The organism is Alcaligenes sp. LTN-3 (assembly GCF_059735605.1).
Map to the genome: position 1 here is coordinate 220988 of NZ_JCAPDN010000001.1, position 25663 is coordinate 246650.

Below are 25663 nucleotides of genomic sequence, written 5' to 3' on the forward strand. Positions count from 1 at the left end.
AGGCAGGGTCCAGGGAGACGGAAACCATGAAGCCGCTACGACTAGGTGTACAGGTCTTGCTCTTGTGCCTGAGCCTGATAGGGGCCTGGGCAAGCGCACAGGCACAAACCTTGTCCGAGGTCGAGCAAGAGCGTCAAATGATGCGCGATCTGCAGCGGACTCAGGACGAAATCCGCCTGATGCAGTACCGTCTGGACGACAACAAGATCTCGATACAACCGGAGCGTGCTTACGAGCAAGATCAGAAACTGTTGCAGGCGCTGGAGCTGTCTGGCCGGACGGTGCAGTCCTTGGAGCGCCGCAGCCGCCTGTTGCGAGCCCGTTTGCAAGAGTTGGGTGAGGACGCGGGGGATGAGGCGGATCAAGTTACGCTTCATAACGAGCGAATGCAGTTACGACGGGCTGATGCGGCCTTGCGCGCTGATTTGCGCGTAGCGCGCCTGGTACAGCTGGAAGCGCAGCAGACCCGCCAACTATTGCGAGAGGCGACCGAGCGTTACGAGCACGCCAAGCGCTGGCAACGCGATTCCTCCCTGATGTTGCTGGAAAGCCTGCCCGAGTTGGGCCAGGCCTGGCCTGCAGACCGCCAGAAACTGTCCGACTTTGCTCAGCAATGGCGTGAAACGTGGAGCAACAGCAGTTGGCGGCAAAGCAGTGCTTCATTGTGGATGGCGGCCGCTGTTGTGTTGTTGATGCTGGTATTGTTTCGCGGCATGCCAGTTTGGGTAAGCCGTTATCTGCCAACTGGGCGTTTGCGTCGCTCCAGCCTGACCATCGCCAATTTTTTCTTATGGTTTATCGCCATCTGGGTGGTGGTGGATCAGTTGATTGAACGGGTGTTTCAGCGGCCAGATCTTGCTCAAACCCAGTTGGAGCTCCTGGCTTACTTGAAAGTGGGTGCATGGGTGGCGGCCGTGGCGCTAGCCTGTATCAAGGGTATAGTGCTGCAGCCTCGGGCTTCCTGGCGTTTGATCCCTGTGTCCACGCAGACTCAACGTCGACTGCGTTACTTTGCGCCCGCTTTCTTTCTGGTCGTCTACGCGGACGTCATAAGTGGTTTTTTCCGAGGATCGATAGGTGTCTCGGATGCATTTCAGTCGCTGGCTGACGGTGTGAGCAGCCTGCTGTATCTGATCCTGTACGGCTATGGTTTGTGGGTTTTGCGTGACGAGCTGTTCAGCCGTACGGACGCTTCGGGGCAGGGGGCAGGCAGAACAGGTCGCAGTTGGGCGCGTTTGGCCTTTAAAGGCGGTGTCCTCGTGTACACCCTGGTGTTGGGCTTGTTCATCGCAGGCTGGCAAGGCCTGTCGGATGACTTGATGTCGCATTTCATGACCATGCCCTTGCTCCTGGGCTTGCTGGCCTACGTGGGGATGGTGTGGTTGCAGGACATGGCGGACTCTTTGCTGGCGTATTTGCGTCATCGCAGCCACGATCCGGATGCAGCGCCGATTCGCGTGCAAAGTCAGTTCATTATTGTGTTTTTTGCTATCGCCCGTATGACTGTTTTGGGTCTGGCCATCTGGATGGTCAGCGGGGATTGGCTGACTGAACCCAAACAGATGCTGGAGTCGGGCCTGGATGTCTCGCGTGAGGCCTTGCGCTTGGGGGCCGTGCAGTGGCGTTTGGACTTGTGGCTGATTGCCTTGGGCGTGATGCTGGTGGGGGCGGTACTGATCCACTTTCTGCGTACCTGGTTACGTCAGAGCTACATGCCCAACACCACTCTGGAACCCGGCCTGCAAAATGCCATCGTCGGCATGGTGGGCTATGTCGCTTACTTCGTTTTGTTGGTGATCTGCTTATCCATGCTGGGTGTGCCGATTGAGTCCGTTACCTGGATTTTTACGGCTTTGACGGTGGGGGTGGGTTTTGGCTTGCGGGGTATTGTGCAGAACATTGCTTCCGGTTTGATGCTGATGGTGGAGCGTCCCGTCAAAGTGGGAGATTGGGTGGAGGTAGAGGGCAGTGAAGGCAATGTGCGCCAGATCCGTTTGCGAGCGACCTATGTGGAGCGGTTTGATCGCACCATGGTGATGGTCCCCAACGCCCAGATGATGGGCCGGCAGGTACGCAACCTGACGTACACGCCGACCTCTTTGGGGGCGATTGAGTCCCGCCTGTTATTCCCGCTGGATGTAGATGCCGATCTGGTCATGCAGATTTTGCGCGATGCGGTGCTGGCCGAGCCGGAAATTCTGGATGAGCCTGCCCCTATCTTGACGTGTGACGGGATTTTTGGTGATGGCGTCGCGTTCAGTACGCGTTGTTTCATCAATAGCATGCGGGTGCATCGCCGGGTGCGCAGCAACCTGATGCTGGATATCTTGCGCCGTCTGCGGCAGCAGGGTATCAGCTTGCATCCGGCGCAACGCTGGGTGCAGGAAGCCATGGACAAGGACAAAGCCGAGGACGAAGACCTTTAGGGTTTTCCCAGTGATTGAAAGCTGAAATATTCATCCGTATAATTTGTTTAGCCACACTAAACAGAAAAGCGCGTGATGCGCAACAGGATGGATGAGACATGAGCAAGAAACAGTCCTCTCAGGGCGAGGCAGCCGTATCGCCCTGGCGTGCTGCCAGTGCTGCTGGTTTGGGCACAATGATCGAATACTACGATTTCCAGCTGTATGGCGTCTTGGCGGTAACGTTAAGCGTCCTGTTTTTCCACACTGGTAATGACAGCGCGGCCTTGCTGTCCACACTGGCCGTATTTGGCGGCGCCTTTCTGGCCCGCCCTTTGGGCGGGATTTTCTTTGGCTGGTTCGGTGACAAGCATGGCCGCACCGCTGCCTTGATGTTCACCATTGTGGGGATCGGGGTGGCCAGTGCCTTAATGGGCATGTTGCCGACCTACGCGACCTTGGGGCTGGCTGCACCGGCCTTGTTGCTGCTGTGCCGTTTGTTGCAGGGTTTTTTTGCAGGTGGCGAAATTACCGGCGCGGCCACCTATGTGGCGGAATGCTCGCCCCCCGGCAAACGCGGTTTTTTTGGGGCATTCAACCCGGCAGCGGCCACCTTGGGCTTGTCATTGGCAACGGGCGTTGCCGGTTTGGTGACGGCGCTGGTCGGCAAGCAGGCCATGCTGGATTGGGGCTGGCGCATTCCTTTTCTGCTGTCCATCCCCTTGATCATTCTGTGCGTCTGGGCTCGTTCGCGTATTGAGGATTCGCCACGCTTTAAGGAAATGCTCAAGAGCCATCATCCCGAGCACTCGCCTTTGTCCTTGATTGTGCGTGATTACCGTCGTCCTCTGTTGCAGGTTATTGCGATTGGTTTTGCCCAGAATGCGGCAGGCTATGTGGGCGTGGTCTATTTAAGCACTCACTTGATTCACACTCTGAAGTACGACGGCACGGCGGTGTTCTGGCTGATTTCGCTGGTCACCTTGTGCTCGGCCTTCATCATGCCTTTTGCTGGCGGCCTGTCTGACCGTTTCGGCCGCAAGCCCTTGCTGACGATTGGTTTGCTGGGCTATCTGATATTGGTGCCGCTGACCATGTGGGTTGCTTCCTGGGGCAGCTTCCCGCTGGCCGTCATTGCGGTGGCCGTGTCCATTCTTCCGTTCATTGTGGTCCAGGCCGTGGGTTACCCCCTGTATGCCGAATTGTTTCCTACACGAGTGCGCTACAGCGGCGTGTCCTTGGGCTTTAACATCGCCACTATTCTGGGCGGGGCGACGGCACCTTTTGTCGCATCCTGGTTGACGGGTCTGACCGGTTCCAGCATGGCACCTGCCTTTTACGTGATGGTGGTGGCGCTGATCGGCATTGTGGCCTTGAGCACGGTGCAGGAAACCTCTGGCCGTCAGCTGGCCGATTGATTTTCAAGGAAGTGAATGATGTCCGGATATTTTCTTTATCACTCCATAGGCATGTTCGAGGGCAAGGAAGCCGCCATGCGTGCCGAGCTGGATCAGTTCAGTCAGGTCTGGTCGGCACCGGATGATGCGCAGTGGGGCTACGCCTTGGGCCAAAAACAGGCTTTCATGGATGCCTGGGCCACATTGATTGGCGCTGACTCCAAGGATGTTGCGCTTAGTGAAAACGTCACTGGTGGCCTGTACAGCATTCTGGGCTCCTTGCCCGCGCACGTGCTGAAAGGACGTACTGTGCTGGTGGCGGCCGATTGCTTTCCCAGCCTGCATTTCCTGCTGCAAAAGCTGGCTCTGCGTTTGGGGTTTACCTTGCGTACCGTGCCTTTGAGCGCCGGTCTGTCCTATGTGACGGACGATGATTTCATCAAGGCCTGGGATGACAGTGTGGGGGTGGCCTTGGTGACGTGGGTCAGCTCAACCTCCTCGCATCGGGTGGATGTGGATCGTATGGCGCAGTGTGCTACGGAACATGGCAGCCTGATGGCGCTGGACTTGACGCAAGCGGCCGGTCTGGTGCCGTTTACCGTGCATGAAGGTGTGGCTTTTACCTTGTCTGCTTCCTTGAAGTGGGCCTGCGGTGTGTCGGGGGCCAGTCTGTTGCATGTGCGTGCGGATTTGATCGAGCAGTGCGAGCCTGAGTTTCGCGGCTGGTTCAGTCAGGAAAATCCCTTTAACTGGAATCTGGACCAGTTCAGTTATGCCCAGGGTGCGCGTCGTTTTGACCATGGCACCCCGGCTGTTTTGGGCAGCATTGCATCCTTGCCCGGTATGCGCTTTGTGCTGGCAAGCGGCGTGGAAAACCTGCTGGAGCAAAACCGGGCATTGACGGCTGTCTTGCTGGATCGTGCTGCCAAGGCTAATTGGCCGGTGCTGACGCCATTAGCTGAGAATGAGCGCGGCGGCAGCATTATGTTGCGTGCCAGTAGTGCCCAGCGTGCCCAGGCCCTGGTTGATCTGTTGCGCGAGCAGGAGCTGTATTGTGACCAGCGCGACGGTGTCTTGCGTCTGTCGCCTGGCAATGTCTGTACCGAGCAGGATGTGCTGCGCTTGTGCGACACCTTGCAGACAGCTTGGTAAGGGGGAAGGGGAATGGATAGTTTAAGGTGGGCTCATCAGGCCAGTCGCCGCATTGAACGTCCGGCTTCGCAGGTCATGGACTTTATGGCAGATCTGAATGCCTTGGGGCGTTGGTCCCTAGGCTGCTTTGACACACGAACCGTGGAGCCGGGGCTGGTCGTGGGGACGTCCCTGTTTGACGGTGGCCAAACCCACGTCAGCGTCGAGATTTTGATCGAACAAGGGCTGATTCGCTATTGGGTAGGCAACGCTACGCAACGTATGCCGCGTATCAGTGCCATGGTGCAACCGCTGGATGAGGATTCTTGCATTTTGATCATGCTGGCCACGCGTAGTGCAGATATGGATGAAAACCGTTGGCTACGCTTGCAGCGCTGTCATGAGACGGAGCTGGATCTGATTCAGGCCCAGTTGCACAGCGCCGTCTAATTCTGGCACTTAGTAGCTGGGTGGGGTGATCGCCACAATAAAACGCACATCCTTGTCGTAAGGGTTGCGGTAGGCATGAGGCAGGCTGGAGTTGAAATAACAGCTATCGCCCGTTTGCAAACAGTGTTGATCATCCCCGACATCGACCAGTAGCTGGCCTTCGGTGACCAGCACACACTCTTCGGCAGGGTGGCTCCAGCGCTGCCCGACTGAGCTTCCTCCCGGCGGCAAAAAGCCCGCCAGCATTTCGATGCTGCCAAAGCCTGGCGACACCCGTTGGTACTGCACGCCCGAGGCCGATTGAATGCTCATGCGCTGATTCTGGCGCACCACCGCCACTTGCTCCACATTGTCATCCAGCAAGGAAAACAAGGGGGTATCCAGTGCTCGCGCGATTTGGCGCAAGGTGTCCAGGCTGGGTTGAGTCAGCCCGCGTTCCACCTGGCTGATCAGGCCGGGGGAGACTTGGGCAAGCTCGGCCAGCTTGCGCAGAGACAGCTTTTTATGAAGTCGGACTTGGCGAATACGCAAAGCGGCCATGTAGGATCGGGCAGTAGGTGGGAAAGCCCTTATTGTAAGACAAGGCTGCCGGGATGCGGGGGGCGGGCCAGTCTGACAGTCGGGTTGCAGAAGATGGGGGCGGGACTGTTTGGTGGGGCTAGGTCTTTGTCAGCGGGTGTGCGTCATCCGCCCATTTTTCTTTGATATGCAGCATTTCGGGCAAGCATTTGTCCAGCAGGGCAACCAGTTGCGGATCAAAGTGCAGGCCTGATTGCTCACGTAAATAGTTAATACAGCTCTCCACACTCCAGGCCTTTTTGTAAGGCCGCTCACTGGCGAGCGCATCAAATACATCGGCCACCGCCACAATGCGGGCAGGCAGAGGGATATCTTCACCCTTTAAGCCGTAGGGGTAGCCGCTGCCATCCCATTTCTCGTGGTGATACAGCGCGATGGTGCGTGCCAGTTTCAGCAGGCCGTGGGAATGTTGGCCAATAATGCGTGCACCAATCAAGGTGTGCGTACGCATGATTTCCCATTCTTCAGCGGACAGCTTGCCTGGCTTTTGCAGGATGTAGTCCGGGATACCGATTTTGCCAATATCGTGCATGGGGGCTGCATGCAGCAACTCGTCGGCCGCTTCGCTGGAGTAGCCCAGCCAGTGAGCCAGAATGCGAGTGTAGTGGCTCATGCGGATAACGTGACGGCCAACCTCGTTGTCTTTGTATTCGGCAGCGGTGCCCAGGCATCGGATAATCTGCAGGCGACTGTCGCGCAGTTCCTGTATTTGCACCAAAGACAGGTGGTTGCGTATGCGCGCTTGCAGGATCGCCGGATTAAAGGGTTTGGAGATGTAGTCTACCGCCCCCATGCCCAGACCCATTTGCTCGTCGTTCGGTTGCGAGAGTGCTGTTACAAAAATGATAGGGATGTGGCGGGTGTTAAGGTCCGCTTTTAAGGCTCGACAGACCTCATAGCCCGAGAGCTGCGGCATCATGATGTCCAGCAGGATCAGGTCGGGCAGGTCCCGCTGGGCCAGCTCCAGCGCCTTGAAGCCATCTTTGGCAAAGAGCAGACGGAAATCCTGTTGTAGGGTATGGCGCAGAATCTGAAGGTTGGCCGGTTCGTCATCGACCAGCAAAAGGGTAGGGCGTGGCGCGGTGAATTCATTCATGGCGTGGCGTATCTTCAGCCAAGCTGGCATCCAGGTCTTTGATTAACGCAGACAAGATGATGCTGGCCTGAACGAAGTCGAATACGTCGATAGTTTTATTGAGATTATTCAGGGTATCGGTTTGCCCTGTGCTTTCCAGATACTGGCAAATCACCTGTAAAGAAGGCTCATCAAGCTCATTGAGCAAGACGCTGTTATGCAGGGTATGAAGATGGTTCAAGACGAGATCGGTGGGGGGAACCACGACGTGCTGTGGCTCAGAAGAGGATGCTGGGGCGCCATCCTGGCTTAATTCGTGGGCGATGCGACTGAACATTTCCTGCAGTTGCGCAATGCGGCCACGCATTTGGCGCGTCTGGCCATGACGAACTTTTTCTTCCAGTTCGGCGCTGAGTGCACAAACCTGTGGCAGGCCCAGATTGCCCGAGGTGCCGCGAATGCCGTGCAAGCTGCTCAGCACCACTTCCCAGTTCGGTGAGGCTTGCTTGATTTCATCAAGCGGGTAACGGGTCTGCAGGTCTGATAGGAAACTGAGCAGGGCGCGGCGCAGACGTACGGGCGAGCCCCACAGGCTCACGCCCGTTTCCCAATCGATCAGGCTGCTGTGTTGTGGTTCGGCGTGATGCTCTTTGGGGACGGCGGGGGTTAAACCCATGACCCGTGCAATTTCCTGCAACAAAGCGGGTAGGTTCAGCGGTTTGGTGGCAAAACCGTCCATCCCGGCTTCTTCGGTGGCGCGGCGATCGCACTCCATGACGCTGGCGGTCAGCGCAATCAAAGGCAAGGGCAGGCGTGCTTCGCGGCGTTCCTGTTCGCGCCAGCGGCGGGCGGTTTCCAGGCCGTCCAGCTCGGGCATATGCACATCGAGCAAAGCCACATCAAAGTCTTCCTTGGAGAGCAGCTCCAACACCTTGTGGCCATTATCGGCTGCCACAACAGAATGTCCGTGCTGCTCCAGGGCCAGAGTCAACAGTTCCTGATTCAGGCTGACGTCATCGGCCACGAGGATGCGCAGCGCAGGCAGTTTGGGCAGGTGATCATCCTCCGGGCTCATGCTGGGCTCTTGACCGGGCTCCAGTGGAATGCGGACCTCGAATACACTGCCCACGCCCAAGGTACTTTGGACTTCCAGCGTGCCGCCCATCAGGTCGACCAACTGGCGGGCAATGGACACACCCAGGCCCGTACCACCAAAGCGGCGGCTGATGGACACATCGGCCTGCGTAAAGGGGGTAAAGACATCACGCAACTGATCGGGGGTCATGCCGATACCCGTATCGGTGACGCGGATGCAGACGGCATTGCGCCCGGGCTCAGGGGTCACATCGACGTGTACTGCGCCGCTTTGCGTGAACTTGATGGCATTGCCGATCAGGTTGTTCAGCACCTGCTGAATACGCAAGGGGTCTCCTTTATAAAAGAGACGCAGCTCGGGCGCATAATTCAGACGGAATTCCAGGCTCTTGGCATCCGCAGCCAAACGCAGCGAGGCCTCAATCTGCTTGCACAAGTCAAGCAGGGGAAAGTCGACCTGCTCCAGCTCTACCGAGCCACGCTCCAGCTTGGTCGTGTCCAAAATATCGTTGAGCAAGGCCAGCAAAGAGCGGGCGGACTGATTGATGATGCTCAGGTGCTTGTTCTGTTGTGCATTGAGCTGACCGTTCAGCATCAAGTCACTAAAACCAATAATCGCGTTCAATGGGGTGCGGATTTCATGGCTCATATTGGCCAGAAAGGCACTCTTGGCCTGAGCGGCCTGCTCGGCTTTTTCGGCGCTTTGACGCAAGGATTCGGTCAGCGCGTTATAGCGGCTCATATCCGTGACAAAGCCGACAAACAGCGGCTCACCGGGCTGGCGAACCTTGCCGACGGCCAAGCGCATCGGCATCAAGCTGCCATCTTTACGCAGTCCGGTCACATCCCGACCGACGCCAATGATTTTGGGGTCATTACTGCGCAAGTAATTGGACAGATAGCTGTCATGGCGCGAGCGGTCTGGCTCGGGCATCAGCATATTCACATTGCGACCGAGCACCTCCCCGGCTTTCCATCCAAACAGGCGTTCTGCCGAATGGTTGAAATCCAGAATGGTCCCGTTGCTGTTGATGGTAATAATGCCGTCAATCGCCGTATCCACAATGGCCCGGTTGTGCGATTCACTTTCCTCCATCTTCAAAAACAGTTGGCGATAGCGCAGCAGACCATTGGCCGCGGTTACCAGCACGGTCACGGTAATGGTGAACGTGGAGAGCACCATGGACGCAAAGGTGCTGTTGAAGATGATCATGTCATCGGGGGGCGTGGTCTGGCCAATGAAACGGGCAGCGGCCATGCCGGTGTAGTGCATGCCGGAGATGGCCAAGCCCAGCACAATGCCGCTGATCACCACACGCTGCAGCAAGGTCAGACGGGTGCGATGCAGGCGAAAGCGTATCCACAAGGCCACGGTGGCCAGTACTACCGCCAGCACAATCGACAAGAAGAAGGTAACAGGTTCATAGCGCAACGCCGGCGCCATACGCATGGCAGCCATGCCGCTGTAGTGCATGGTGCCAATGCCCAGACCCACCAAGATGCCGCCCATGATCAGATGCGAACGCTGGACTCGGGCTTGCGAGAGGATTTGCAGCGCTACCCAGGATGCCCCTACGCTGGGCAGAACCGACAGCATGGTGATGGCCGGGTCGTAATGCACGCTGGTACAGAGTTCAAAGGCCAGCATGCCAATAAAGTGCATGGTCCAGATGCCGCCGCCCAAGGCAATGGCACCCGTGCAAATGGCGATCTGACGATGCAGCCTTAAATCCGCCATGCGGGCAATATGGGCCGTTTGCAAGGCCATGCCCGAAGAGAAGATGGCAACCAGCAGGGACAGGATGACCAGTCCACTGTTATAGCTGCCAACTAAAAAGGGAGCCATTTGGTCTGCACTGATGAAGAACTGGTCGAGTATCCGCATAGGTGCTCATGTTCGAAGTGGCCCACGGGGCCAAATTACGCAAAATAAGTTTGGCTCCCTCTGCAAATGAGAGGGAATGTAACGCTGAAACTCGGATAGGTTACCGAGTTTGTCTCTCACTGTGCAATTTTTTGTATGGATTGAACAAAAACATTCATAACTAGAGCAATGTTCCGGTCAATAGCAGTGCAGCGACGGAGAAATAAATGACCAAACCGAGCACGTCCACCAAAGTGGCCACCAACGGTGCCGAGGCACTGGCCGGGTCAAAACCGACGCGTTGCAAAATGAAGGGCAGCATAGAGCCGATGCAGGATCCGAAGGTGACAATCCCGACCAAGGCCATCCAGATCGTCAAACCGATCAGTAAGGAATGTTCGCCGTAGTCGTATAGCCCCAGGTGCTGCCAGACTTCAATACGGACAAAGCCAATCGCCCCCAGCATGGTGCCCAGTACCAGGCCCACCGGCAGTTCGCGTAGTAACACACGCCACCAGTCCTGTACCCGGACTTCGCCCAGGGCCAGACCGCGAATCAGCAGGGACGTGGCCTGCGAGCCGGAGTTACCGCCCGAGCTCATGATCAAGGGAATGAACATGGCCAGGACCACAGCTTTTTCCAGTTGTATCTCGTAATACTGCATGGCACTGGCAGTCAGCATTTCACCCAAAAACAGAATGGCCAGCCAGCCGCCCCGTTTGCGGATCATGGTGCTAAAGCCGGCCTGCAAATAAGGTTTGCCAATATGTTCGGCCCCCCCGAAGCGGTTCATGTCCTCCGCGGCCTCGTCCATGAGGGCGTCAATGACGTCGTCCACCGTCACAATGCCGATGATGGCCTGGGTCTCGTCCACGACCGGGATGGCCAGAAAGTCGTGACGGCGTATCAGTTGGGCAACGGCTTCTTTATCGGTCAGCGCCTGCACGGCGATAGGACTGTCGCCACTCCACAGTTCAGTCAAGGCGGCTTGCGGGTCGGCGCACACCAGTTTGCGCAAGGGCACGACAAATTGCAGTTGCTGTTTGTCGTTAACGACATAGATGGCGTAGACCGTCTCGCGAGTGCTTTCTACTTCGCGGATATGCTGCAGGGTCTGGGCGACGTTCCAGCTCATGGGCACTTGTAGAAACTCGGTGGTCATGATGCCGCCGGCGGTATCGGCCGGATAGTGCATCAGTCGCATGATGGAGGTGCGGGTAGCTTGGCTCAGGCGGCTCAGAATCTGCTCTTGGTCCTCGTGGTCCAGATCCTGTAGCAAGTCGGCCATACGGTCTTCGGCCAGTGTTTCCAGCACCGGCATGCGCTCGGGGCTGCTTAGCTCCAACACAATGGCACTGGCCCAACGCAGCTCCGGTATCTCCAGCAAGGCTTGTAAGCGCTGGTTATCCAGCTCTTGGGCAGCTTGCAGGGCCGGGCGCCGTTCCAGCTCGTTCAGGGCCAGAGCAATGTCGGCAACAGGGGTCTGAGGGCCTAGTAAATCAGTTGAGGGGGGCAGGGACATGCAGTACTCCAGTGGACGCGCAAGTACAGAAAATGGTCTGGCGTGGGAAACGTCAGGCGAGTATTTTTTTTGGGGAAGGGCTGATGGAAGGGGTGAAGTATGTCTGTGAATCGATCCATGATTTACCCATAGAACCGCTCAGTGCTATCCCAAGCAGACAATCAGCGTGGTGAAGAATATCGCCATCGTAGGGAGGTCTGCGCGGGAAGTCAAAATGATTGCGATGAGGTGCGGATAAATGATTTGTGCGGTTAAGGTGGCGTTTGCGCCCATGCATCGAACTTGAGATGGCTCAGAGGGTGCTATAGTGCCCGCTTTGCCGCGTTGGCGGCGACTCGACCCAGGCGGGCCCAGGCCCACTACACGATCAGGAACAACCATGAGCAATGCGATTAATTTTGACCAAGGCAACTACCGCTTCATTCCGACCGGCGTGACCCGCTTTTCGGGCGGGGTGGCCGCTCAGCCCGGTTACGAGATCTGCCGGGTCGTGTTTTCGGCTCCCGTGCCACTGAAAGAAGGCTTTGACCTGATTCAAGCCGTGCTGGAAGCGGAAGAGCGTCCTTTGACGGCCTTGTGCGCTTGCGAGTTGCGCTCCCCCGAGCCAGTCAGCGACAGCGACTTCAACAAATTCAATGAGCTGTACCTGGAAACGCTGAAAGAGTGGGGCCTGATCAAAGGCAAACACAATCCGGTCGCGCGCAGCAATGTGTCGCCTTTGGTCGGTGCGCCTGCCGAGCCTAGCTTTTACGCCTTCAGCTATACGGTGGAAACCGATATTGAAGAAGCCACCTTTGTGATCGCGGGCAGTTGCGAAGTGCCCGAAACCCCCGATGACGATATTGAAAGCATTGTGGCTTATCGGGATGTATCGCCTGATGGCCTACTTAAGAAAGCCCAATGGGTCCTGGATGAAATGGAGCGTCGTCTGGAAGTGCTGGGCCATGAGTGGGCCGATACCACGGCCACCCATGCTTACACCGTGCATAATGTGCACCCCTTTATGGCCAGTGAGTTGGCCAGGCGCGGGGCGATTAGCCATGGTCTGGGCTGGCATCTGGCTCGCCCTCCCGTGAAGGATCTGGAGTATGAAATGGATTGCCGTCGTATCTTGAACGAGCGTGTGCTGACCATTGATTAATTGATTCACCCTTAAAAAAACAGGCCCACGCTTGCGTGGGCCTGTTTTTTTATGCTTGGCTATACGCCGCTTCAGACGCAGAGCGTTGATAGCGACGGCGTACGATCAAGCCCCATACCAACCCCAGGATGGCCGATGCCAGGGAGCCGCAGAGTACGCCCAACTTGGCCGCATCCAGCAAAACAGCCTCGGCAAAGGCCAGGTTTGCGACAAAGATGGACATGGTAAAGCCGATACCAGCCAGCAAACCGATCAAGGCGACACCGGACCAATTCATGCCAGCCGGCAGGGTGCACAGGCCCAGGCGCACGGGTAGCCAGGTGCCTAGCAAGACCCCCAAGGGTTTACCCACAATCAAGGCAATAGCCACGCCAAACAGGGCACTTTGCGCGCCGGCGGCATTCAGGTCCAGACCATTGAGGCTGACCCCGGCATTGGCCAGGGCAAACACAGGCATGATGATAAATGCCACCCATGGGTGCAGCAACGCGGGAATGCGCTGGACCGGAGGCAGGATTTCACGCTGGGCTAACTGCATTTTTTGCAGGGTATACATGATTTCATGGGTATCGTGCTGGCTTTCCAGCTTGGTGGCCAGCTCCAGATTCAGGTGTCGTGCCTTGCGTGGCAGGGGCAGGGCACGTACCGGGCTCATCATGCCCAGGACCACACCGGCCAAGGTCGGGTGAGCACCGGTTTTGAGCATGCCAAACCATAGAATGGCGCCGGGAACGACGTAGGCCCAAGCCGAACCGATGCCCATTTTTTGCAGACCCAGAACAGCCACAATGCCAACACCGGCAATTAGAAAGGCGCTGTAGTCCAGTCCGCCAGAGTAAAAGAAGGCGATGATTAGGATGGCAATCAGGTCATCAATAATGGCCAGTGCCAGCAAAAATATCCGCAAGCTGGGGGGCAGGGAACGGCCCAGCAACGCTAATACGCCAACGGCAAACGCAATATCGGTAGCCGTAGGAATGGCCCAGCCCATCAACACTTTTGGATCGGGGTTCATGGCCGCATAGATCAGCGCGGGCAGGGTAATGGCAGCCAGGGCGGCACAGATAGGCAGCATGGCCGAGCGCCAATCAGACAGGGCCCCGTCATGGATCTCGCGACGAATCTCCATCCCGACAACCAGGAAAAACAGGGTCATCAAAATGTCGTTGACCCAAAAATGCAGATCTTGCGAGAAACGCCATGGGCCCAGCTCCAAAGTCACTTGTGTGTGCCAGAGGGCTGAATAGCTATCGGAAAATGAGGAGTTGGCCCAGATCAAAGCCACGGTAGCGGCTAGCAATAAGACAACCCCGCCCAGGGCTTCGATATGCAAAAGCCGCTGTAATTGCGCTTGAAGCTGGCGGGTTACGACATGGGCACGCGGTAAGGGCGTACCGGAGGAGGGGTGGGACATGGTCGGCAAATCTCCACAAGGCGGCCCGACCTTGCGTATATGTTTAACCTGCCCTGCTGCACCATGCCAGCAAAACACCCTGCGCAATTATAGGGAGGGAGTTTCTTTAAGGCAAACGTCAGCTTGAGGCAGTGTCAGGAGTGATATGCAGGGGAATAGTGACTGGGCCATCGTTGGTCAGACTCAATTGCATATCGGCACCAAACACGCCGCACTGTGTATCAGGAAGGCGGGTGCGGGCCATGGACACCAGTTCATCAAACAGGGGTTGGCTAAGGGCAGGGGGCGCCGCACGGCTGAAACCGGGGCGATTACCCTTGCGCGTGTCTGCAGCCAAGGTAAATTGGCTGACCAGCAAAAGCTGGCCACCCGCTTGCAACAGGTTCAGATTCATCTTGCCCTGTTGATCGGAAAAAATGCGCAGGGCTAATAGCTTGTCCAGCAAACGTCTGGCTTGCTCGCTGGTATCACCGTGTTCAGCACAGACCAGCACGGCCATGCCAGCCCCAATCTTTGCAACGGTTTGGTTTTCAATATCGACTTGGGCCTGACGTACCCGTTGAATCAAGGCAATCATAGATAGTTCACGAAGATCAGTGGCCGACAGCTTTGGAGAACAGATTCACAATCAGTACGCCCACCACAATAAAGGCGATACCGATCATAGCGGCCAAATCCAGTTTCTGCTTGAAAAGCACCCAGCCGATCAGCGAAATCAGCACAATGCCGACACCACTCCAGATGGCATACGCCACGCCAACAGGCATGACGCGCAGGCTAAGCGACAAAAAATAAAACGCGCCTGCATAAAACAGCACAGTCAATACGCTGGGTACGACAAGGGTGAACTGCTCAGAGCGTTGCAACAAGCTGGTGGCAATGATCTCGAAGATAATCGCGACGAATAAATGCAGGTAGGCCAGGCTTACAGGAGTCATGGGAAATCAAGGTTGAAAACTGAACCAGCCAGGCAGCAGCAGGACGCTGGCCCATAAAGCGGCTGAAGCCCAGGAGGAGATATGAAAGCTGACGGGTGACATGGCGCAGGTGCCCGCAATTAATGGAACCGTCGAGCGCAAAGGGCCCACAAAACGACAGGCTACGATACTGAACCACCCCCAGCGAGCAAAAAACGCCTGTGCTTTTGCATACAGGTGCAAACGCTTGCGCGCCCATTCGAAATGGAACAGATTACCGCCGTAGCGCTGGCCCAGATAAAAGGAGATGGCATTGCCGATGCCTGCGCCCAGCGTGACGGCCAGCCAGACGGGCAGCAAATCCATTTCGCCAGCGCCAACCAGCGCACCGACAGATAAAAGGATAGCGGTACCTGGAATGATGAGCGCCAAAAAGGGCAGAGACTCAACCAGGCACAACGCAAATACGGCAGGCGCAACCCATTGAGGGTGCGCGCTGATCAGCGCCGTGGCTTGTTCGGCAAAATTGCTTAAAGTACTTAGCATATCAACCAGAAGGAAGGGACAGTCATGGCTTGTCCTTTAGTTCAGGGGGAAACTCAGAATCAGGCGGTCTTTGTGCTGCAAACCGTCCTCAAACAGCGCTTCGTCGTAATGGTGCAGGAAGTAATCGGGTTCAATCGCCACAATCCGAAAACCGGCGCGTTGATAGAAAAACAGCGGGTAGCCTATTGTGCCGGTGCCGACAAACAAGGTCTGTCCACCTTGTTGGCGCACATAATCAATCACGGCTGACAGCAGCGTGTGACCCAGTCCCTGACCTTGATGCGAGGGCAAAACAGCCATGTTCATCAGTTCCCAGTCCTGGGCATTGTTGCGCTGCAAAATCGCGGCGGCCACAATGTGTTGCTGATCCCGGATGCACCAGGCGTGCGGCGTGTCCCTGTAGCGTTCAATCAGGCTTGTGCTGGGGTCAGCCTCCAGGAGTAAAGCCATGGGTAGGCTGGAACCATGAATCTGTTGCACTTGTTCCGGCTTACTGGGCTGGCTCATGAAAAATCCCCGTCCACGTAAAACCACTGGCCTTGCTCAAGGACAAAACGGCTGATTTCATGCAGACGATTGGCCCGGCCATGCAAACGGTTGCGTGCCACAAACTCTACAATCGCCTCTGTGTCGGAAACACGCTCATGGCGTCGCACGTCCAGGCCCAGCCATTGCAAACCCTGTGGATTGGGTTCCAGTGAATGGGGGCGGGTGGAGCAATGCCAAGTGGCCAGAAGGTAGTCCAGATCGTCGCGTACAAACGCGCAGTAGCGTGAACGCATCAACGTGACGGCATCGGGAGCTTGCAAGTATTGGGGGCCTTGATGCCACGGGCCGCAACAGGCTTCGTAGGGGTTGGAATTGCCACAGGGGCAGGAAGGTTTTGAAGAGGAATACTTTTTCAAGAGCGTAACTGCCAAGACCAAAGAATGGCACAAGCATACCTGAAAGCCGGTATTGGCTTATGGCCCCCCGCGACGAAAAGTAACTTTTTCAAGGCGGCGGCTTCTCATGCCTGGGGTGTTCGAGCTAGTACGAGTACTGAAGCTGTGTAATTGGTATTTCTGACTGCCGAAAAGTTCCTGCTTGCCTTTGTGGTGGCGACGTTGCGATTGTCCAAGTCTTGCTGCTCGCCCATGTGTGCACCATAAAAAACCCGCCCGCAAAAGCGGACGGGTCACAGGCATGCTCTTGGCTACGTCGAACTGGCTTATTTAGCCGCGTCGATACGCTGTTGCATGCGCTGGGCGCGCTCTTTGGAGCCGGGGTGCGAGCTCATCACGCTGCTCTCGCCGCCGTCCAAGGCTGCCAATTTTTCAAAGGCAGAGACCAGGCCTTGCGTCTTGAGCTTGCGCTCGGTCAGCAGGTCAAAGGAGTAGTCATCAGCAGCGGACTCTTGCGATTGCGAGAACTGAGCATTCAGAAATGCTTCGGACAGCTCGCCCAATTGGCTGGAGTTCAACTGAGTCACCACACTGTTACCAGTCGCGGCGGCCGCATCACGAGCGGCGGACAGACCGTAGGCGGTTTGCATGGCTTTCTTGCTGTGGCCCAGTTCAACATGACCCATTTCGTGACCGATCACGCCGCGCAACTCGTCGTCGTTCATCTTGTCCATCAGACCGGCGTAAACACGGATACAACCGTTAGCCATGGCCCAGGCGTTGACTTCCTGAGTCTGGTAAACCTTGAAGTTTGGTGTTTGGCCGTTCAACTGTTTCGTCAATGGTTTCACGACACGTTGCAGGCGTTTGTTGTACTTGCTGTTGGCGCTGGCCACTTTGTTTTCAGCGTCCATCTGCTTGCAGGATTGATCAGACAAAGCGACCACTTCCTGATCAGACAAGCTGAAAGCCTGAACAGCCTTGCTGCCAGCACCCACCAAGCCACCCACATCCATAGTCTGACAGCCTGCGGTCAGGCCAGCGACGGCCAACATGGCAGCCAACGCACCCATACGAAAAGTCATGGATTTCCCCTTCTACTTATAAAAAAAGAAGCGATTTTAATGATTCGACAGTGAAGGGTCTGTATATAAAACAATATTTAACAATTATTGCTGCCGCCCTTGCGCGCAGATAAGAGGTGTAGGCGAGCACGATAAGCGAGGTTAAAGCATTTTAATCCAAGATGATATTTATGCTGGAATGCTTGCCGTGGGACGCCCAGAAGATAAGTCCCATTCGGAGGTAAACGCTAATGTAATGATTAGGTACCAGTGTTACTATTTACTTCACAAAACGAGAGGGAGACAAGGAAATGAGTAAGAAAATCATGGTGTTGCTGGGAACACTGGTACTGGCTGGGTGTGCGGCTCACACCCAGGGCGAACGTGGTCCGGGCGCCCAAATGACACAGAGCTGTGCACCGATAGATGAGTCAGGCGTTGCCGCTTTGTTTGAACGTTGGAACCAGTCTCTACAAACTGGCAAGCCTGACGTTGTTGCTAAGAACTATGCAGAGCGTTCGATTCTGTTGCCCACACTGTCTGGAGTAAACCGCGTTAGCACGGCAGAAAAAGTAGACTACTTTGAACATTTTCTGGCCGCCAAACCGCAAGGCAAGGTAACGGACAGACAAATCACCCTGGGCTGCAATATGGCCGTGGACTCGGGCCTGTACACGTTTCATATGGGCAGCAGCGGTAAAGACGTAGGCGCGCGTTATACCTATACGTATCAGTGGAACGGCCAGGACTGGCTCATCGTCAGCCACCACTCCTCACTTTCGCCTGTTGATAAATAAGCGCTTTTCAAGCCTGGGTGACGTGCTCAAATAGCACCAAACCCAGGTTTTAAGCTTGCTGCTGGCTGGACGCCAAACGGCAGAGAACAAGCAAGTTCGGCATTAGCATTATTTGTGTAGGCCGACGCTGGCAAGGGGAATGGGATGGTGCCCCCCCCGTGAGTCGAACACGGCACCAACGGATTATGAGTCCGCTGCTCTAACCAAGCATGAGCTAGAGGGGCAACAAGTCCGCAATTATTACATAAAGTCCGTGTTTATGCCTAGCGAAGCTGCGCGCAACGCAAGAGATGGGGGCGTCTGGGAAGCCAACCGTATTTGCTCGCGATTGGTAGCACCTTGTTGTTTATCCTTGGAGGACAATGGGTGCGTCTGAAATCCAGAGAATAATGATGAAAACACTGTTTTTAGCCCTGACCCTGACATCCATTCTTTCTGCCTGTGCTGTTCATACCCCCAGAGGTTCTGTCATTGTGGATCCAGATGGGCACGGCGGATATGGACAGCGCCACTGTCCACCCGGCCAGGCGAAAAAAGGCAATTGCTAAGCAAGCACTTCAGCCGGCATTTTTATTTGCGTTGATAGCGCTTGCTACCTGTGCTGGTTTCGCAATAGCGGCCCCCACGCGGGCCCGTGCAATAGGTGCCACTGGCACATGTGCAAGCGCTGTTTGACTGCAGCGTTTGTGGAGCCGATGGCAAACTTCGTCCTGTTGTACCGATGTACGCGGGGCAAGATCGTTTGCTGCCGCTGGCAGAACCATCACGGCATACAAAAACCTCCCCCTCACAATGGGAAATACCCCCTTTTTTGCCTGAACAGGGGGTATTTCGTGCCTGCGTATCGAGAGGTAGCAATGCCATGATCAGGCACAGGAACAAGCATTTCATTTTTGTCTCACGCGCCAGGGACGAGCTTGAACCCCCGAGGGTTTTGCCATAGAAAGAGCGTTGAAAATACATTTCTTTTTGTGCTCTGCTGTAATAGCTATTTTATTTTGGATGATGTCATGCGAATCGTAATGCTTTTCCCCGCTTTATTATTAGCCGCTTGTCAAACGATGGCGCCCACCGAGGCAGTTGGCAGCCAAGCATGGTTGGAACAGGTGGATCGCCAATTAGCTGTTTCAGATGGCCAAGGCCATGGTCCCGATTATGGCTCGCAGGAGTGGTGCAACGTGGTCCATTTTCGTTTGTACGGGAAAGCTTCTGTAGAGCCCGTACCTTGCGACCAAGCCTGGATGGAGAAGGTCGATCAGGAAATGAAAAAGCGTTAGGCCGCGCCACGCCGGGTAGGCCGCGCAGTCAATGGCTTATGACCGGCGATAGTATTTCCGGTGTTCCACCATGGTGCCGATAATTTCAATGGCATGCTGGTCGCTGCGAATGGACGGGTAGTCTTCGTTCAGCGGCACCAGCTCAAAGATTTCTTGCCCGCCTTCATCAATGCACAGGAGGCGGTATTTCTTGAAAGTGGCTTCTTCTTCACTATTTTTGGCGACGACATAATCACCGGGGCGGGGCGTGAGCTCGCAATCAACAATAATTCGGTCGCCTTCCTTGAAGTCCGGCAACATGGAGTCGCCCTTGATCTGCAGAGCAAAAGAGCGCTCGGACAGGCACAGATGCGTGTGCCAATGCTCTCAAAAAGGGGCAGGGTGCAGTGCTGGTGTGATGAAGGTTGGTTTGTAGTAGCGGTAGACGCGAAAATTAAACGCTGGCCACGGTGTCGCGCTTGGTAAGCAGGCAAGCCCAACACCGCTATTGTGATCAGGACGCTGATGATAGCTGCTGTTATGGTTGGGTTTCAAACGATGAACAATACGAGTTATTGGGCCCACTTAGGTCAAAATGTGCTTGGCCGTTGCACTGACTTTGTTCTCAAGCGTGCTGTCGTTTCCTTCCCATGCTCAGTACACGGGTCCGTCGGAGAGTAGTCAGACGACGCAAGCGGAAGCTTTGAAACATCCTGTGGATGATCAGGACGTGCGGGAGCAAGGCCATCTGCTACCTCAAACGGCCCACCACAAGTTTCTGTTGTCTGGTGGTCGCGGGCAGATCGTGGCGGATTTTCTGAAAACCGTGGACGGATAACCGTTGCTTGATACCCCGTTTTTTTGCTGCCTGATTATCCTCATAGGCGCTAATCCAATGTGACGCTACACTGGCCGGGTCGCGGCGCAGGTCGCTTTTTTTCTTCGTGTCCAGAATGGCTAAGATCCTCCCTATCTTGATGTTGGTCGTCTCCAATGTGTTCATGACCATTGCCTGGTATGGGCACCTGAAGTATCCCAATAGCCCATTGCTGAAAGTTGTACTGATCAGTTGGGGTATTGCCTTGGTGGAATATTGCCTGGCAGTGCCGGCTAATCGTTTGGGGCATACCGTTTACAGTGCGGCCCAGTTAAAGACCATGCAGGAAGTGATTACCTTGCTGGTGTTTGTGGTGTTCTCGGTGCTATATCTAAAAGAGAGTTTTACGCTTAATCACCTGGTCGGTTTCACGCTGATTGGTGCCGGGGCATTTTTTATATTTTATGGGCCACTGAAATAAGGAATACCTTATTGCCGGTACAAAAAAGGCCCCCTCGCTACGCCTTTGGCTTGCTGCCCCCCGGGGGGGATTTTTGTCTTGGGGCGGCCCGGCGACAAAAAAAAGCCTCGCATATTGCAAGGCTTGAAGCCGGATAAATAGGGAGGTGGAAAATGTTATCCGGTATTCCCATATTACGGATGAGTAAGCTTGTTGACTAGGTTCAATGCATAGCAGTGCGTAACTGTTTGTGGCTCCCTGGCTGCGATTTCTTATCCTGTTGTGGCAATTTGAAATAGGGTTTTTTTCTAAGCCTAATAAAAAAACAGCCTGAAATAAATGACCCCCAAGATGGCTTAAACCAGCCTTGGGGGTATTGAATTCGGCCATTCGTGAAGACAGCACTCAGATAGGGTAGCTGCCTGACTTATTTGCCGATTTGTTCAGATTCCACCACCATGTCCAGCACGTCGGCCTTGGAAGAGGCATCAGCAGGGACGTTTTTCAGTTCGTAGCGGTTGATACGCAGCACGTTACGAACACCTGGTGTGTGGGTGTAGCCCTCGATGTCACCGTAGTAGTACATCCATTCGCCCAGGTGGGTTTTGACACCAGAGTCGTTGTACTGGATTTCACGTACTTTCAGGCACTGGTAGTTGGGCATGAGAGGATGCGAGCAGGCTTCGCGCTGCGCCGCTACTTCCAGAAACACCCGGGTAGGCTCACTGCCATAACGGGTCGTGGCAGTAGGCTCCCCTTTCAGGCGCCATTGGGTGCCGTCCTTGAAGCTCAGAGTCAGGACAGGGGCTGGGTTGTTCGGCGCAGAGTCGGCCTTGCTCATGCTCCATGTCGTTGCCGTAGGCAGCAGCTTGCCCACGGCTTGCTCATTGCGCATCAGTTCGGGGTCCGCGCACATTTTCATGGTGCTGACCGGCGAAGTAAAGCTAATGCTGGAGCCCTTCAAGGTGTAGCCGCTGCCCAGAACATTACACAGATTGTCGACCGACATCATCTTGTCGGTGAAATTCAGGGTGACTTGTTCACCGCCTGCGCCAGCAATAGCGGGGGCTGGCTGGCCGTCTTTGCCTGCAGTGGCAAATAGACGCCAGTGATAAGCTTGCAAAGCGGTTTCTTTGTCCATATGGCGCTCGGAGTTAGCGGGGCTGGATGAGTTGTTTGGAGCCGCACAGGCGGCCAGACCCATTAGTGCGATTGACGCAATCGTTAACTTGAAGGTGCTTTTCATGGGTGGTTTCCTTGTTGAGTCCTTGGCTTGCCTTGTGTGGCGCCCTTGAGGAAAACAAACGCGCTCCGGTGACGTCGTTGCACGGAACAGTTGCCAGTTGGAGTTAGTTTGTTGTTAAAGCCTGTACTTGATTATCCAGGCTTTTGCGCAAAGAGTCTGGCAAGGATAGTAAACGTGCCAGCTCATCAAGATAGGCTCGTTCCATATAACTTTGCTCGTCAATGGCAAGTACGCTGGTCAAATAAATCTCGGCCGCCATCTCGGGTGTTTGAGCCAGTTGGGCAACGGCTTGCGGGTCAACAGGTTTGAGCAGCTCCTGGGACAACCAGTGGCGTGCCTGTTCGGGGGCGGCCATTTTATCGATTTCTGCATCGATCAGTTCGCGCTCGGCATCGCCGATGTGACCGTCTGCCTTGGCAGCAGAGACCAAAGCGGCCAGGATGACCATGGCGTGTGTATCGGCTTGACTGCTGGCGGCCAAAGGCAGTGGGGCGGGAGGAACGGCTTGCACTGGAGAAGGGGCAGCTTGTTGGCCCGCATTTTGTTCTTGCCAGTTCTGGTACACCTTGACGGCCAGGGCGCCCAGGGCAGCGGCTCCACCATAGGCGGCCATGGAGCCCCCCATTTTGCGGAATTTCTTGTTGCCTAGCAGTACGCCCAGAACGCCGCCTACAACGGCCCCACCGCCAAAACCACCCGCCTGTTCACTGATCTTTTTACCCAGGCCGGAGGTATTTAACTGGCCTTGGCCTTGTTTCAGGGCGCTTTGGCCGCTTTGCAGAATTTGTTGCAACATTTGCTGAAGTGACATGGATTCGCTCTATCAGGTAAGGGGTAAACAGTAGCTTCGTTATAAACTACTTTATTGGGCGCGCCCGCGTACAATTGTAAGCAGACCTGCCGGGGAAAGTCGCCTAAGAAGGCGGGTATGGCATGGGCAATTGGGTGTCTTGTGTCCCGATCAATCCATATAGGCGCGCTTACGCTGATATCAAGGGGGGAAGGGCTTAACTGGCTCTGTATATTATGAAATTGACTCGAACTGCTTTCGCTTTGTCCGTAGTGTTGGCCACCTTGGCCGCTCCGGCCCAATCACAAGTCAAAATCGGCGTGATCGCCTCGGCAACCGGGCCGACAGCGGTGGTTGGTTTGCCGCAGCGCAATACAGTGCCCCTCTTGCCAACCAAGGTTGGAGATCTGACCGTTGAGTACATCTCCATGGATGACGCCAGTGATCCGAACCAGACCGTCACCTTGTTCAAGAAAATGATTTCCGAGGACAAGATCGATGCCCTGATCGGGCCTACTGGCTCGCCCAACGCAATGGGCCTGATTCAGTTTGCGGCTGATTCGGGCACGCCGGTGTTGGCACCGGTGGGGGCGGCATCGGTTGTGTTGCCGATGACTGAGCAAAAGAAATGGGTGTTCAAAACCACCCAGAACGACGACATTATTGCTCAGGCCCTGGTCAAGCATATGGTTGACAATGGCGTCAAGACTGCGGGTTTTATCGGGTTCAACGATGCCTATGGCGAGAGCTGGTTGAACGTGTTCAAAAACTTGGCGGATGCAAACAATATCAAGATTGTGGCTACGGAACGCTATGTACGTTCGGACACCTCGGTAACGGGTCAGGCCTTGAAGGTTTACGCCGCTAAACCGGATGTGGTTCTGGTGGCCGGCACGGGCGCGGCTGCCGTGTTGCCGCAAGTGACTTTGGTCAAGCAAGGCTACAAAGGGCAGATTTATCAAACGCACGGTGCCGCTTTGCCTGCGTTCTTGAGCCTGGGGGGCGAGCAGGTGGAGGGCACGATTCTGGCTGCCAGCCTGATGCTGGTGTTGCCTGAAATTGAAGACAGCAATCCTGCCAAGCCCATTGCTCAAGATTATATCCAGCGCTACTCCGAGCGTTATGGTCAGGCCCCTGCTACCTTTGGTGCCAACGTCTATGACGCCGGCCTATTGCTGGAAAAGGCGATTCCTGAAGCAGCCAGCAAGGCCAAACCGGGTACGCCTGAGTTTCGTTCTGCCTTGCGTGATGCACTGGAGCAAACTCGTGACTTGGTGGCAACCCAAGGTGTCTACACCATGTCGCCTGAGGACCATAGCGGCTTTGACGAGCGTGGTCGTGAACTGATCACTGTGCGTAACGGCCAATGGCGCTTGCTCAAACCGTAAGCAGATTTGAAGGCAGGTATGAAAAACGCGGCGTCACGCCGCGTTTTTTTGTGTTCCCTGATAGATAGAGGAAGGAAAGTCAGGCTGCTGTTCAAGCAGCCTGGCTGGGTAGGCTGAGCAAAATGTGAGGCTCTTCAACTTCAAGCTCAGTTTTCAGGTACTTGGCACCAAAACGGCTGAGCGCCACGGTCAGTTTGGCGGGAATGCCATCCAGAAGAATGTAGTAGTCTTCTTGGCCCTGCTCAATTTGCTGGACAACATCGGGTTGAGAGCGTTGCCAGCCCGCTCCTCCAAGATGGGTAATTCGTTCGTAAGGGTCCCGACGCATATCTTTCGTGACGTATGCAACCTCGATCATTTGCCACCTCATGAAGTTCTTGTTGGGACCTTCATCATTGGGCATAAGCAGGCTGGTAGCCATTAGGGATTTTACGAACCTTGAGGTTTATACCTTCAAAGCCTTGATCAGATAAGGGTCCAGGTCCGGCTGGCGCAGCAACCAGTTCTTGTAATCCTGTGGCACATCGGCAATAGCCATGCCCTTGTGTTTGCCAAAATGCAAAACGGTGGGAATGCGGGCGTGCTCGGAGAGCTGCCACAACTGTTCCCAGGTGTTGATGTTCTGCTTGAGCCCCAACAAATACTGCAGCAGCGACAGGCAATTGCGTACGTCGGCCAGTGCGCTGTGCGCGTTGCGCAGGCGCTCGCGAGCATTGGCGCGATCAATGTGATAAATCAGAGCAGATTGGCTGTAGCTATCCAGGCCTGGAATCAAGTGGCGCGATAAGGCCAAGGTACAGATACGCTTGATATTGGGGGAACCGGCTACCCCCCAGTCATAGTCCACATTGTGGCCGATGATGTATTGGGTGTCGGCAGGCAGCTTGAATTCGGTGTGCGGGGGGCAGTCCTGCAGCTCCTCGTCATAGATGTGATGCGTGGCCAAGGCGCCTAGCGTATTGGCTTGATCAGGCCGGTAGCGTTGCTCAAATTCTTCATTGACCAGCAAAAATACCGGGTCGCTCAAACGCAACCAAGCGGCCTCGATGACTTGAGGCTGGGCAGTGCCGGTGGTTTCAGTATCAAACAGCAGGGCAGACATACAGGAATCGCTAACAGACAAAGCCGTCATGGTAGTGCATGTGTCTGGCTTTGCCTATACGGGCTTGAGGCGAAACCCTTCAGGAGTTCCCCAGCGATTGGTGCGTAGTAGCCAGTGAGTCTGGCAGTTCAGACAGCGATACTGTGTTTCGTGGGCTCCGTCAGGAGATGGGGGGTGTTGCCCAAGTAAGCGCAAATCGGCATGCGCTTGGCTAGTACTGACACCCTGTGGCAAGGCCAAACATGCCTGGCACAAGGGCGAGCCGTAAACTGACGCCATATCACCGCTCCCTGATGTGTTGTTTCGTATTGATACATCAGTAT

The 25663-nt window shown here is 55.4% G+C and carries 27 protein-coding genes and 1 tRNA gene; 10 read left to right on the top strand and 18 right to left on the bottom strand.

Annotated elements, in window-relative coordinates; all coding sequences use genetic code 11:
• Positions 1 to 26: 26 nt before the first annotated feature.
• The 4 genes from AC6I6N_RS01015 to AC6I6N_RS01030 all read left to right on the top strand — a co-directional run bounded on the left by AC6I6N_RS01015 (position 27) and on the right by AC6I6N_RS01030 (position 5383).
• On the top strand, positions 27 to 2426 hold the full coding sequence (locus AC6I6N_RS01015; RefSeq protein WP_497942682.1) for a mechanosensitive ion channel family protein: 2400 nt from the start codon (positions 27 to 29) through the stop codon (positions 2424 to 2426).
• Between the two features lie 98 nt (positions 2427 to 2524).
• On the top strand, positions 2525 to 3823 hold the full coding sequence (locus tag AC6I6N_RS01020; RefSeq protein WP_094196242.1) for an MFS transporter: 1299 nt from the start codon (positions 2525 to 2527) through the stop codon (positions 3821 to 3823).
• Between the two features lie 15 nt (positions 3824 to 3838).
• On the top strand, positions 3839 to 4954 hold the full coding sequence (locus tag AC6I6N_RS01025; RefSeq protein ID WP_238988639.1) for an aminotransferase class V-fold PLP-dependent enzyme: 1116 nt from the start codon (positions 3839 to 3841) through the stop codon (positions 4952 to 4954).
• Between the two features lie 12 nt (positions 4955 to 4966).
• Positions 4967 to 5383 carry a hypothetical protein gene (locus AC6I6N_RS01030; protein WP_230018642.1) on the top strand — a complete coding sequence of 139 codons (417 nt, stop codon included), beginning with the start codon at positions 4967 to 4969 and terminating at the stop codon, positions 5381 to 5383.
• Between the two features lie 9 nt (positions 5384 to 5392).
• Here the strand turns inward: AC6I6N_RS01030 and AC6I6N_RS01035 are convergent, their stop codons facing one another.
• The 4 genes from AC6I6N_RS01035 to mgtE all read right to left on the bottom strand — a co-directional run bounded on the left by AC6I6N_RS01035 (position 5393) and on the right by mgtE (position 11518).
• The gene (locus AC6I6N_RS01035) at positions 5393 to 5923 is read right to left on the bottom strand and encodes a helix-turn-helix domain-containing protein (RefSeq protein ID WP_094196245.1); all 531 of its coding nucleotides are present in this window, start codon (positions 5921 to 5923) and stop codon (positions 5393 to 5395) included.
• A 118-nt stretch (positions 5924 to 6041) separates the two neighbouring features.
• Positions 6042 to 7058, bottom strand: a complete 1017-nt coding sequence (locus AC6I6N_RS01040; RefSeq protein WP_108727254.1) for an HD-GYP domain-containing protein — start codon at positions 7056 to 7058, stop codon at positions 6042 to 6044.
• Complete coding sequence (locus AC6I6N_RS01045) at positions 7051 to 9978, bottom strand: MHYT domain-containing protein (RefSeq protein WP_497942688.1); 2928 nt, start codon at positions 9976 to 9978, stop codon at positions 7051 to 7053. Before AC6I6N_RS01045 ends, AC6I6N_RS01040 begins: the two co-directional genes overlap by 8 nt.
• Before the next feature lie 199 nt (positions 9979 to 10177).
• Entirely contained in the window at positions 10178 to 11518 is a 1341-nt protein-coding gene (gene mgtE / locus AC6I6N_RS01050) for a magnesium transporter (RefSeq protein WP_497942690.1), read from the bottom strand.
• 379 nt (positions 11519 to 11897) lie between these two features.
• On the opposite strand from mgtE, the gene cnbZ reads away from it, so the two are divergent.
• On the top strand, positions 11898 to 12659 hold the full coding sequence (gene cnbZ, locus AC6I6N_RS01055) for a 2-amino-5-chloromuconate deaminase CnbZ (RefSeq protein ID WP_094196249.1): 762 nt from the start codon (positions 11898 to 11900) through the stop codon (positions 12657 to 12659).
• A gap of 49 nt (positions 12660 to 12708) precedes the next feature.
• Here the strand turns inward: cnbZ and nhaA are convergent, their stop codons facing one another.
• The 7 genes from nhaA to loiP all read right to left on the bottom strand — a co-directional run bounded on the left by nhaA (position 12709) and on the right by loiP (position 17505).
• The gene (gene nhaA / locus AC6I6N_RS01060; RefSeq protein WP_125277580.1) at positions 12709 to 14073 is read right to left on the bottom strand and encodes a Na+/H+ antiporter NhaA; all 1365 of its coding nucleotides are present in this window, start codon (positions 14071 to 14073) and stop codon (positions 12709 to 12711) included.
• Positions 14074 to 14191: 118 nt separating this feature from the next.
• A complete protein-coding gene (dtd, locus tag AC6I6N_RS01065; RefSeq protein WP_264672665.1) occupies positions 14192 to 14650 on the bottom strand; it encodes a D-aminoacyl-tRNA deacylase in 459 nt (152 codons plus the stop codon).
• 16 nt (positions 14651 to 14666) lie between these two features.
• Positions 14667 to 15011, bottom strand: a complete 345-nt coding sequence (locus AC6I6N_RS01070; protein WP_094196252.1) for a DMT family transporter — start codon at positions 15009 to 15011, stop codon at positions 14667 to 14669.
• 6 nt (positions 15012 to 15017) lie between these two features.
• Complete coding sequence (locus AC6I6N_RS01075) at positions 15018 to 15536, bottom strand: DedA family protein (protein WP_108727256.1); 519 nt, start codon at positions 15534 to 15536, stop codon at positions 15018 to 15020.
• A gap of 36 nt (positions 15537 to 15572) precedes the next feature.
• Positions 15573 to 16043, bottom strand: coding sequence for a GNAT family N-acetyltransferase (locus tag AC6I6N_RS01080; protein WP_108727257.1), 471 nt, complete (start codon positions 16041 to 16043; stop codon positions 15573 to 15575).
• A complete protein-coding gene (locus tag AC6I6N_RS01085) occupies positions 16040 to 16345 on the bottom strand; it encodes a YchJ family protein (protein WP_395013465.1) in 306 nt (101 codons plus the stop codon). The genes AC6I6N_RS01080 and AC6I6N_RS01085 overlap by 4 nt, the downstream gene beginning before the upstream one ends.
• Before the next feature lie 401 nt (positions 16346 to 16746).
• Entirely contained in the window at positions 16747 to 17505 is a 759-nt protein-coding gene (loiP, locus tag AC6I6N_RS01090) for a metalloprotease LoiP (RefSeq protein WP_108727259.1), read from the bottom strand.
• 290 nt (positions 17506 to 17795) lie between these two features.
• Between loiP and AC6I6N_RS01095 the strand changes: the two genes are divergently transcribed.
• Complete coding sequence (locus AC6I6N_RS01095; RefSeq protein ID WP_321266023.1) at positions 17796 to 18281, top strand: DUF4440 domain-containing protein; 486 nt, start codon at positions 17796 to 17798, stop codon at positions 18279 to 18281.
• Positions 18282 to 18426: 145 nt separating this feature from the next.
• On the opposite strand, the gene AC6I6N_RS01100 is transcribed toward AC6I6N_RS01095, so the two are convergent.
• Positions 18427 to 18505: transfer RNA gene (locus AC6I6N_RS01100), tRNA-Ile, on the bottom strand.
• A gap of 346 nt (positions 18506 to 18851) precedes the next feature.
• Positions 18852 to 19244: a YdcA family protein gene (locus AC6I6N_RS01105; protein WP_497942697.1), complete on the bottom strand. Its 393-nt coding sequence runs from the start codon at positions 19242 to 19244 to the stop codon at positions 18852 to 18854.
• 47 nt (positions 19245 to 19291) lie between these two features.
• Between AC6I6N_RS01105 and AC6I6N_RS01110 the strand changes: the two genes are divergently transcribed.
• Positions 19292 to 19558, top strand: coding sequence for a hypothetical protein (locus AC6I6N_RS01110; RefSeq protein WP_108727262.1), 267 nt, complete (start codon positions 19292 to 19294; stop codon positions 19556 to 19558).
• A 36-nt stretch (positions 19559 to 19594) separates the two neighbouring features.
• Here the strand turns inward: AC6I6N_RS01110 and AC6I6N_RS01115 are convergent, their stop codons facing one another.
• Positions 19595 to 19906, bottom strand: a complete 312-nt coding sequence (locus AC6I6N_RS01115; RefSeq protein ID WP_376913135.1) for a LexA family protein — start codon at positions 19904 to 19906, stop codon at positions 19595 to 19597.
• A gap of 334 nt (positions 19907 to 20240) precedes the next feature.
• Here AC6I6N_RS01115 and AC6I6N_RS01120 point away from each other — a divergent pair, with 334 nt between their 5' ends.
• Both AC6I6N_RS01120 and AC6I6N_RS01125 read left to right on the top strand, forming a co-directional pair.
• Positions 20241 to 20375 (top strand): hypothetical protein, encoded by a 135-nt coding sequence (locus tag AC6I6N_RS01120; protein WP_257790048.1) that lies wholly within the window; start codon positions 20241 to 20243, stop codon positions 20373 to 20375.
• A 115-nt stretch (positions 20376 to 20490) separates the two neighbouring features.
• Entirely contained in the window at positions 20491 to 20835 is a 345-nt protein-coding gene (locus tag AC6I6N_RS01125) for a DMT family protein (protein ID WP_094196341.1), read from the top strand.
• A 406-nt stretch (positions 20836 to 21241) separates the two neighbouring features.
• Here AC6I6N_RS01125 and AC6I6N_RS01130 read toward each other — a convergent pair whose 3' ends face one another.
• Positions 21242 to 22060 (bottom strand): META and DUF4377 domain-containing protein, encoded by an 819-nt coding sequence (locus tag AC6I6N_RS01130; RefSeq protein WP_094196342.1) that lies wholly within the window; start codon positions 22058 to 22060, stop codon positions 21242 to 21244.
• A 103-nt stretch (positions 22061 to 22163) separates the two neighbouring features.
• Positions 22164 to 22871, bottom strand: a complete 708-nt coding sequence (locus tag AC6I6N_RS01135; protein WP_121738671.1) for a tellurite resistance TerB family protein — start codon at positions 22869 to 22871, stop codon at positions 22164 to 22166.
• 215 nt (positions 22872 to 23086) lie between these two features.
• Here AC6I6N_RS01135 and AC6I6N_RS01140 point away from each other — a divergent pair, with 215 nt between their 5' ends.
• A complete protein-coding gene (locus AC6I6N_RS01140) occupies positions 23087 to 24238 on the top strand; it encodes an ABC transporter substrate-binding protein (RefSeq protein ID WP_230018615.1) in 1152 nt (383 codons plus the stop codon).
• Between the two features lie 91 nt (positions 24239 to 24329).
• On the opposite strand, the gene AC6I6N_RS01145 is transcribed toward AC6I6N_RS01140, so the two are convergent.
• Together AC6I6N_RS01145 and AC6I6N_RS01150 are read right to left on the bottom strand one after the other, a co-directional pair.
• A complete protein-coding gene (locus AC6I6N_RS01145) occupies positions 24330 to 24596 on the bottom strand; it encodes a DUF3892 domain-containing protein (protein ID WP_230018614.1) in 267 nt (88 codons plus the stop codon).
• An 87-nt stretch (positions 24597 to 24683) separates the two neighbouring features.
• On the bottom strand, positions 24684 to 25340 hold the full coding sequence (locus AC6I6N_RS01150) for a 3'-5' exonuclease (RefSeq protein WP_094198314.1): 657 nt from the start codon (positions 25338 to 25340) through the stop codon (positions 24684 to 24686).
• Positions 25341 to 25663 lie beyond the last annotated feature (323 nt).

Bases quoted from the DNA above. Each gene is read 5' to 3' on its own strand.
- AC6I6N_RS01035 (WP_094196245.1), bottom strand. From the start codon at position 5,923: ATGGCCGCTTTGCGTATTCGCCAAGTCCGACTTCATAAAAAGCTGTCT.
- AC6I6N_RS01145 (WP_230018614.1), bottom strand. From the start codon at position 24,596: ATGATCGAGGTTGCATACGTCACGAAAGATATGCGTCGGGACCCTTAC.
- AC6I6N_RS01025 (WP_238988639.1), top strand. From the start codon at position 3,839: ATGATGTCCGGATATTTTCTTTATCACTCCATAGGCATGTTCGAGGGC.
- AC6I6N_RS01020 (WP_094196242.1), top strand. From the start codon at position 2,525: ATGAGCAAGAAACAGTCCTCTCAGGGCGAGGCAGCCGTATCGCCCTGG.
- AC6I6N_RS01110 (WP_108727262.1), top strand. From the start codon at position 19,292: ATGCGAATCGTAATGCTTTTCCCCGCTTTATTATTAGCCGCTTGTCAA.
- nhaA (WP_125277580.1), bottom strand. From the start codon at position 14,073: ATGTCCCACCCCTCCTCCGGTACGCCCTTACCGCGTGCCCATGTCGTA.
- AC6I6N_RS01140 (WP_230018615.1), top strand. From the start codon at position 23,087: ATGAAATTGACTCGAACTGCTTTCGCTTTGTCCGTAGTGTTGGCCACC.
- AC6I6N_RS01130 (WP_094196342.1), bottom strand. From the start codon at position 22,060: ATGAAAAGCACCTTCAAGTTAACGATTGCGTCAATCGCACTAATGGGT.
- AC6I6N_RS01105 (WP_497942697.1), bottom strand. From the start codon at position 19,244: ATGTATTTTCAACGCTCTTTCTATGGCAAAACCCTCGGGGGTTCAAGC.
- AC6I6N_RS01150 (WP_094198314.1), bottom strand. From the start codon at position 25,340: ATGTCTGCCCTGCTGTTTGATACTGAAACCACCGGCACTGCCCAGCCT.
- mgtE (WP_497942690.1), bottom strand. From the start codon at position 11,518: ATGTCCCTGCCCCCCTCAACTGATTTACTAGGCCCTCAGACCCCTGTT.
- AC6I6N_RS01075 (WP_108727256.1), bottom strand. From the start codon at position 15,536: ATGCTAAGTACTTTAAGCAATTTTGCCGAACAAGCCACGGCGCTGATC.
- AC6I6N_RS01045 (WP_497942688.1), bottom strand. From the start codon at position 9,978: ATGGCTCCCTTTTTAGTTGGCAGCTATAACAGTGGACTGGTCATCCTG.
- AC6I6N_RS01095 (WP_321266023.1), top strand. From the start codon at position 17,796: ATGAGTAAGAAAATCATGGTGTTGCTGGGAACACTGGTACTGGCTGGG.
- AC6I6N_RS01125 (WP_094196341.1), top strand. From the start codon at position 20,491: ATGGCTAAGATCCTCCCTATCTTGATGTTGGTCGTCTCCAATGTGTTC.
- AC6I6N_RS01135 (WP_121738671.1), bottom strand. From the start codon at position 22,871: ATGTCACTTCAGCAAATGTTGCAACAAATTCTGCAAAGCGGCCAAAGC.
- dtd (WP_264672665.1), bottom strand. From the start codon at position 14,650: ATGATTGCCTTGATTCAACGGGTACGTCAGGCCCAAGTCGATATTGAA.
- loiP (WP_108727259.1), bottom strand. From the start codon at position 17,505: ATGACTTTTCGTATGGGTGCGTTGGCTGCCATGTTGGCCGTCGCTGGC.
- AC6I6N_RS01040 (WP_108727254.1), bottom strand. From the start codon at position 7,058: ATGAATGAATTCACCGCGCCACGCCCTACCCTTTTGCTGGTCGATGAC.
- AC6I6N_RS01070 (WP_094196252.1), bottom strand. From the start codon at position 15,011: ATGACTCCTGTAAGCCTGGCCTACCTGCATTTATTCGTCGCGATTATC.
- AC6I6N_RS01080 (WP_108727257.1), bottom strand. From the start codon at position 16,043: ATGAGCCAGCCCAGTAAGCCGGAACAAGTGCAACAGATTCATGGTTCC.
- cnbZ (WP_094196249.1), top strand. From the start codon at position 11,898: ATGAGCAATGCGATTAATTTTGACCAAGGCAACTACCGCTTCATTCCG.
- AC6I6N_RS01015 (WP_497942682.1), top strand. From the start codon at position 27: ATGAAGCCGCTACGACTAGGTGTACAGGTCTTGCTCTTGTGCCTGAGC.
- AC6I6N_RS01030 (WP_230018642.1), top strand. From the start codon at position 4,967: ATGGATAGTTTAAGGTGGGCTCATCAGGCCAGTCGCCGCATTGAACGT.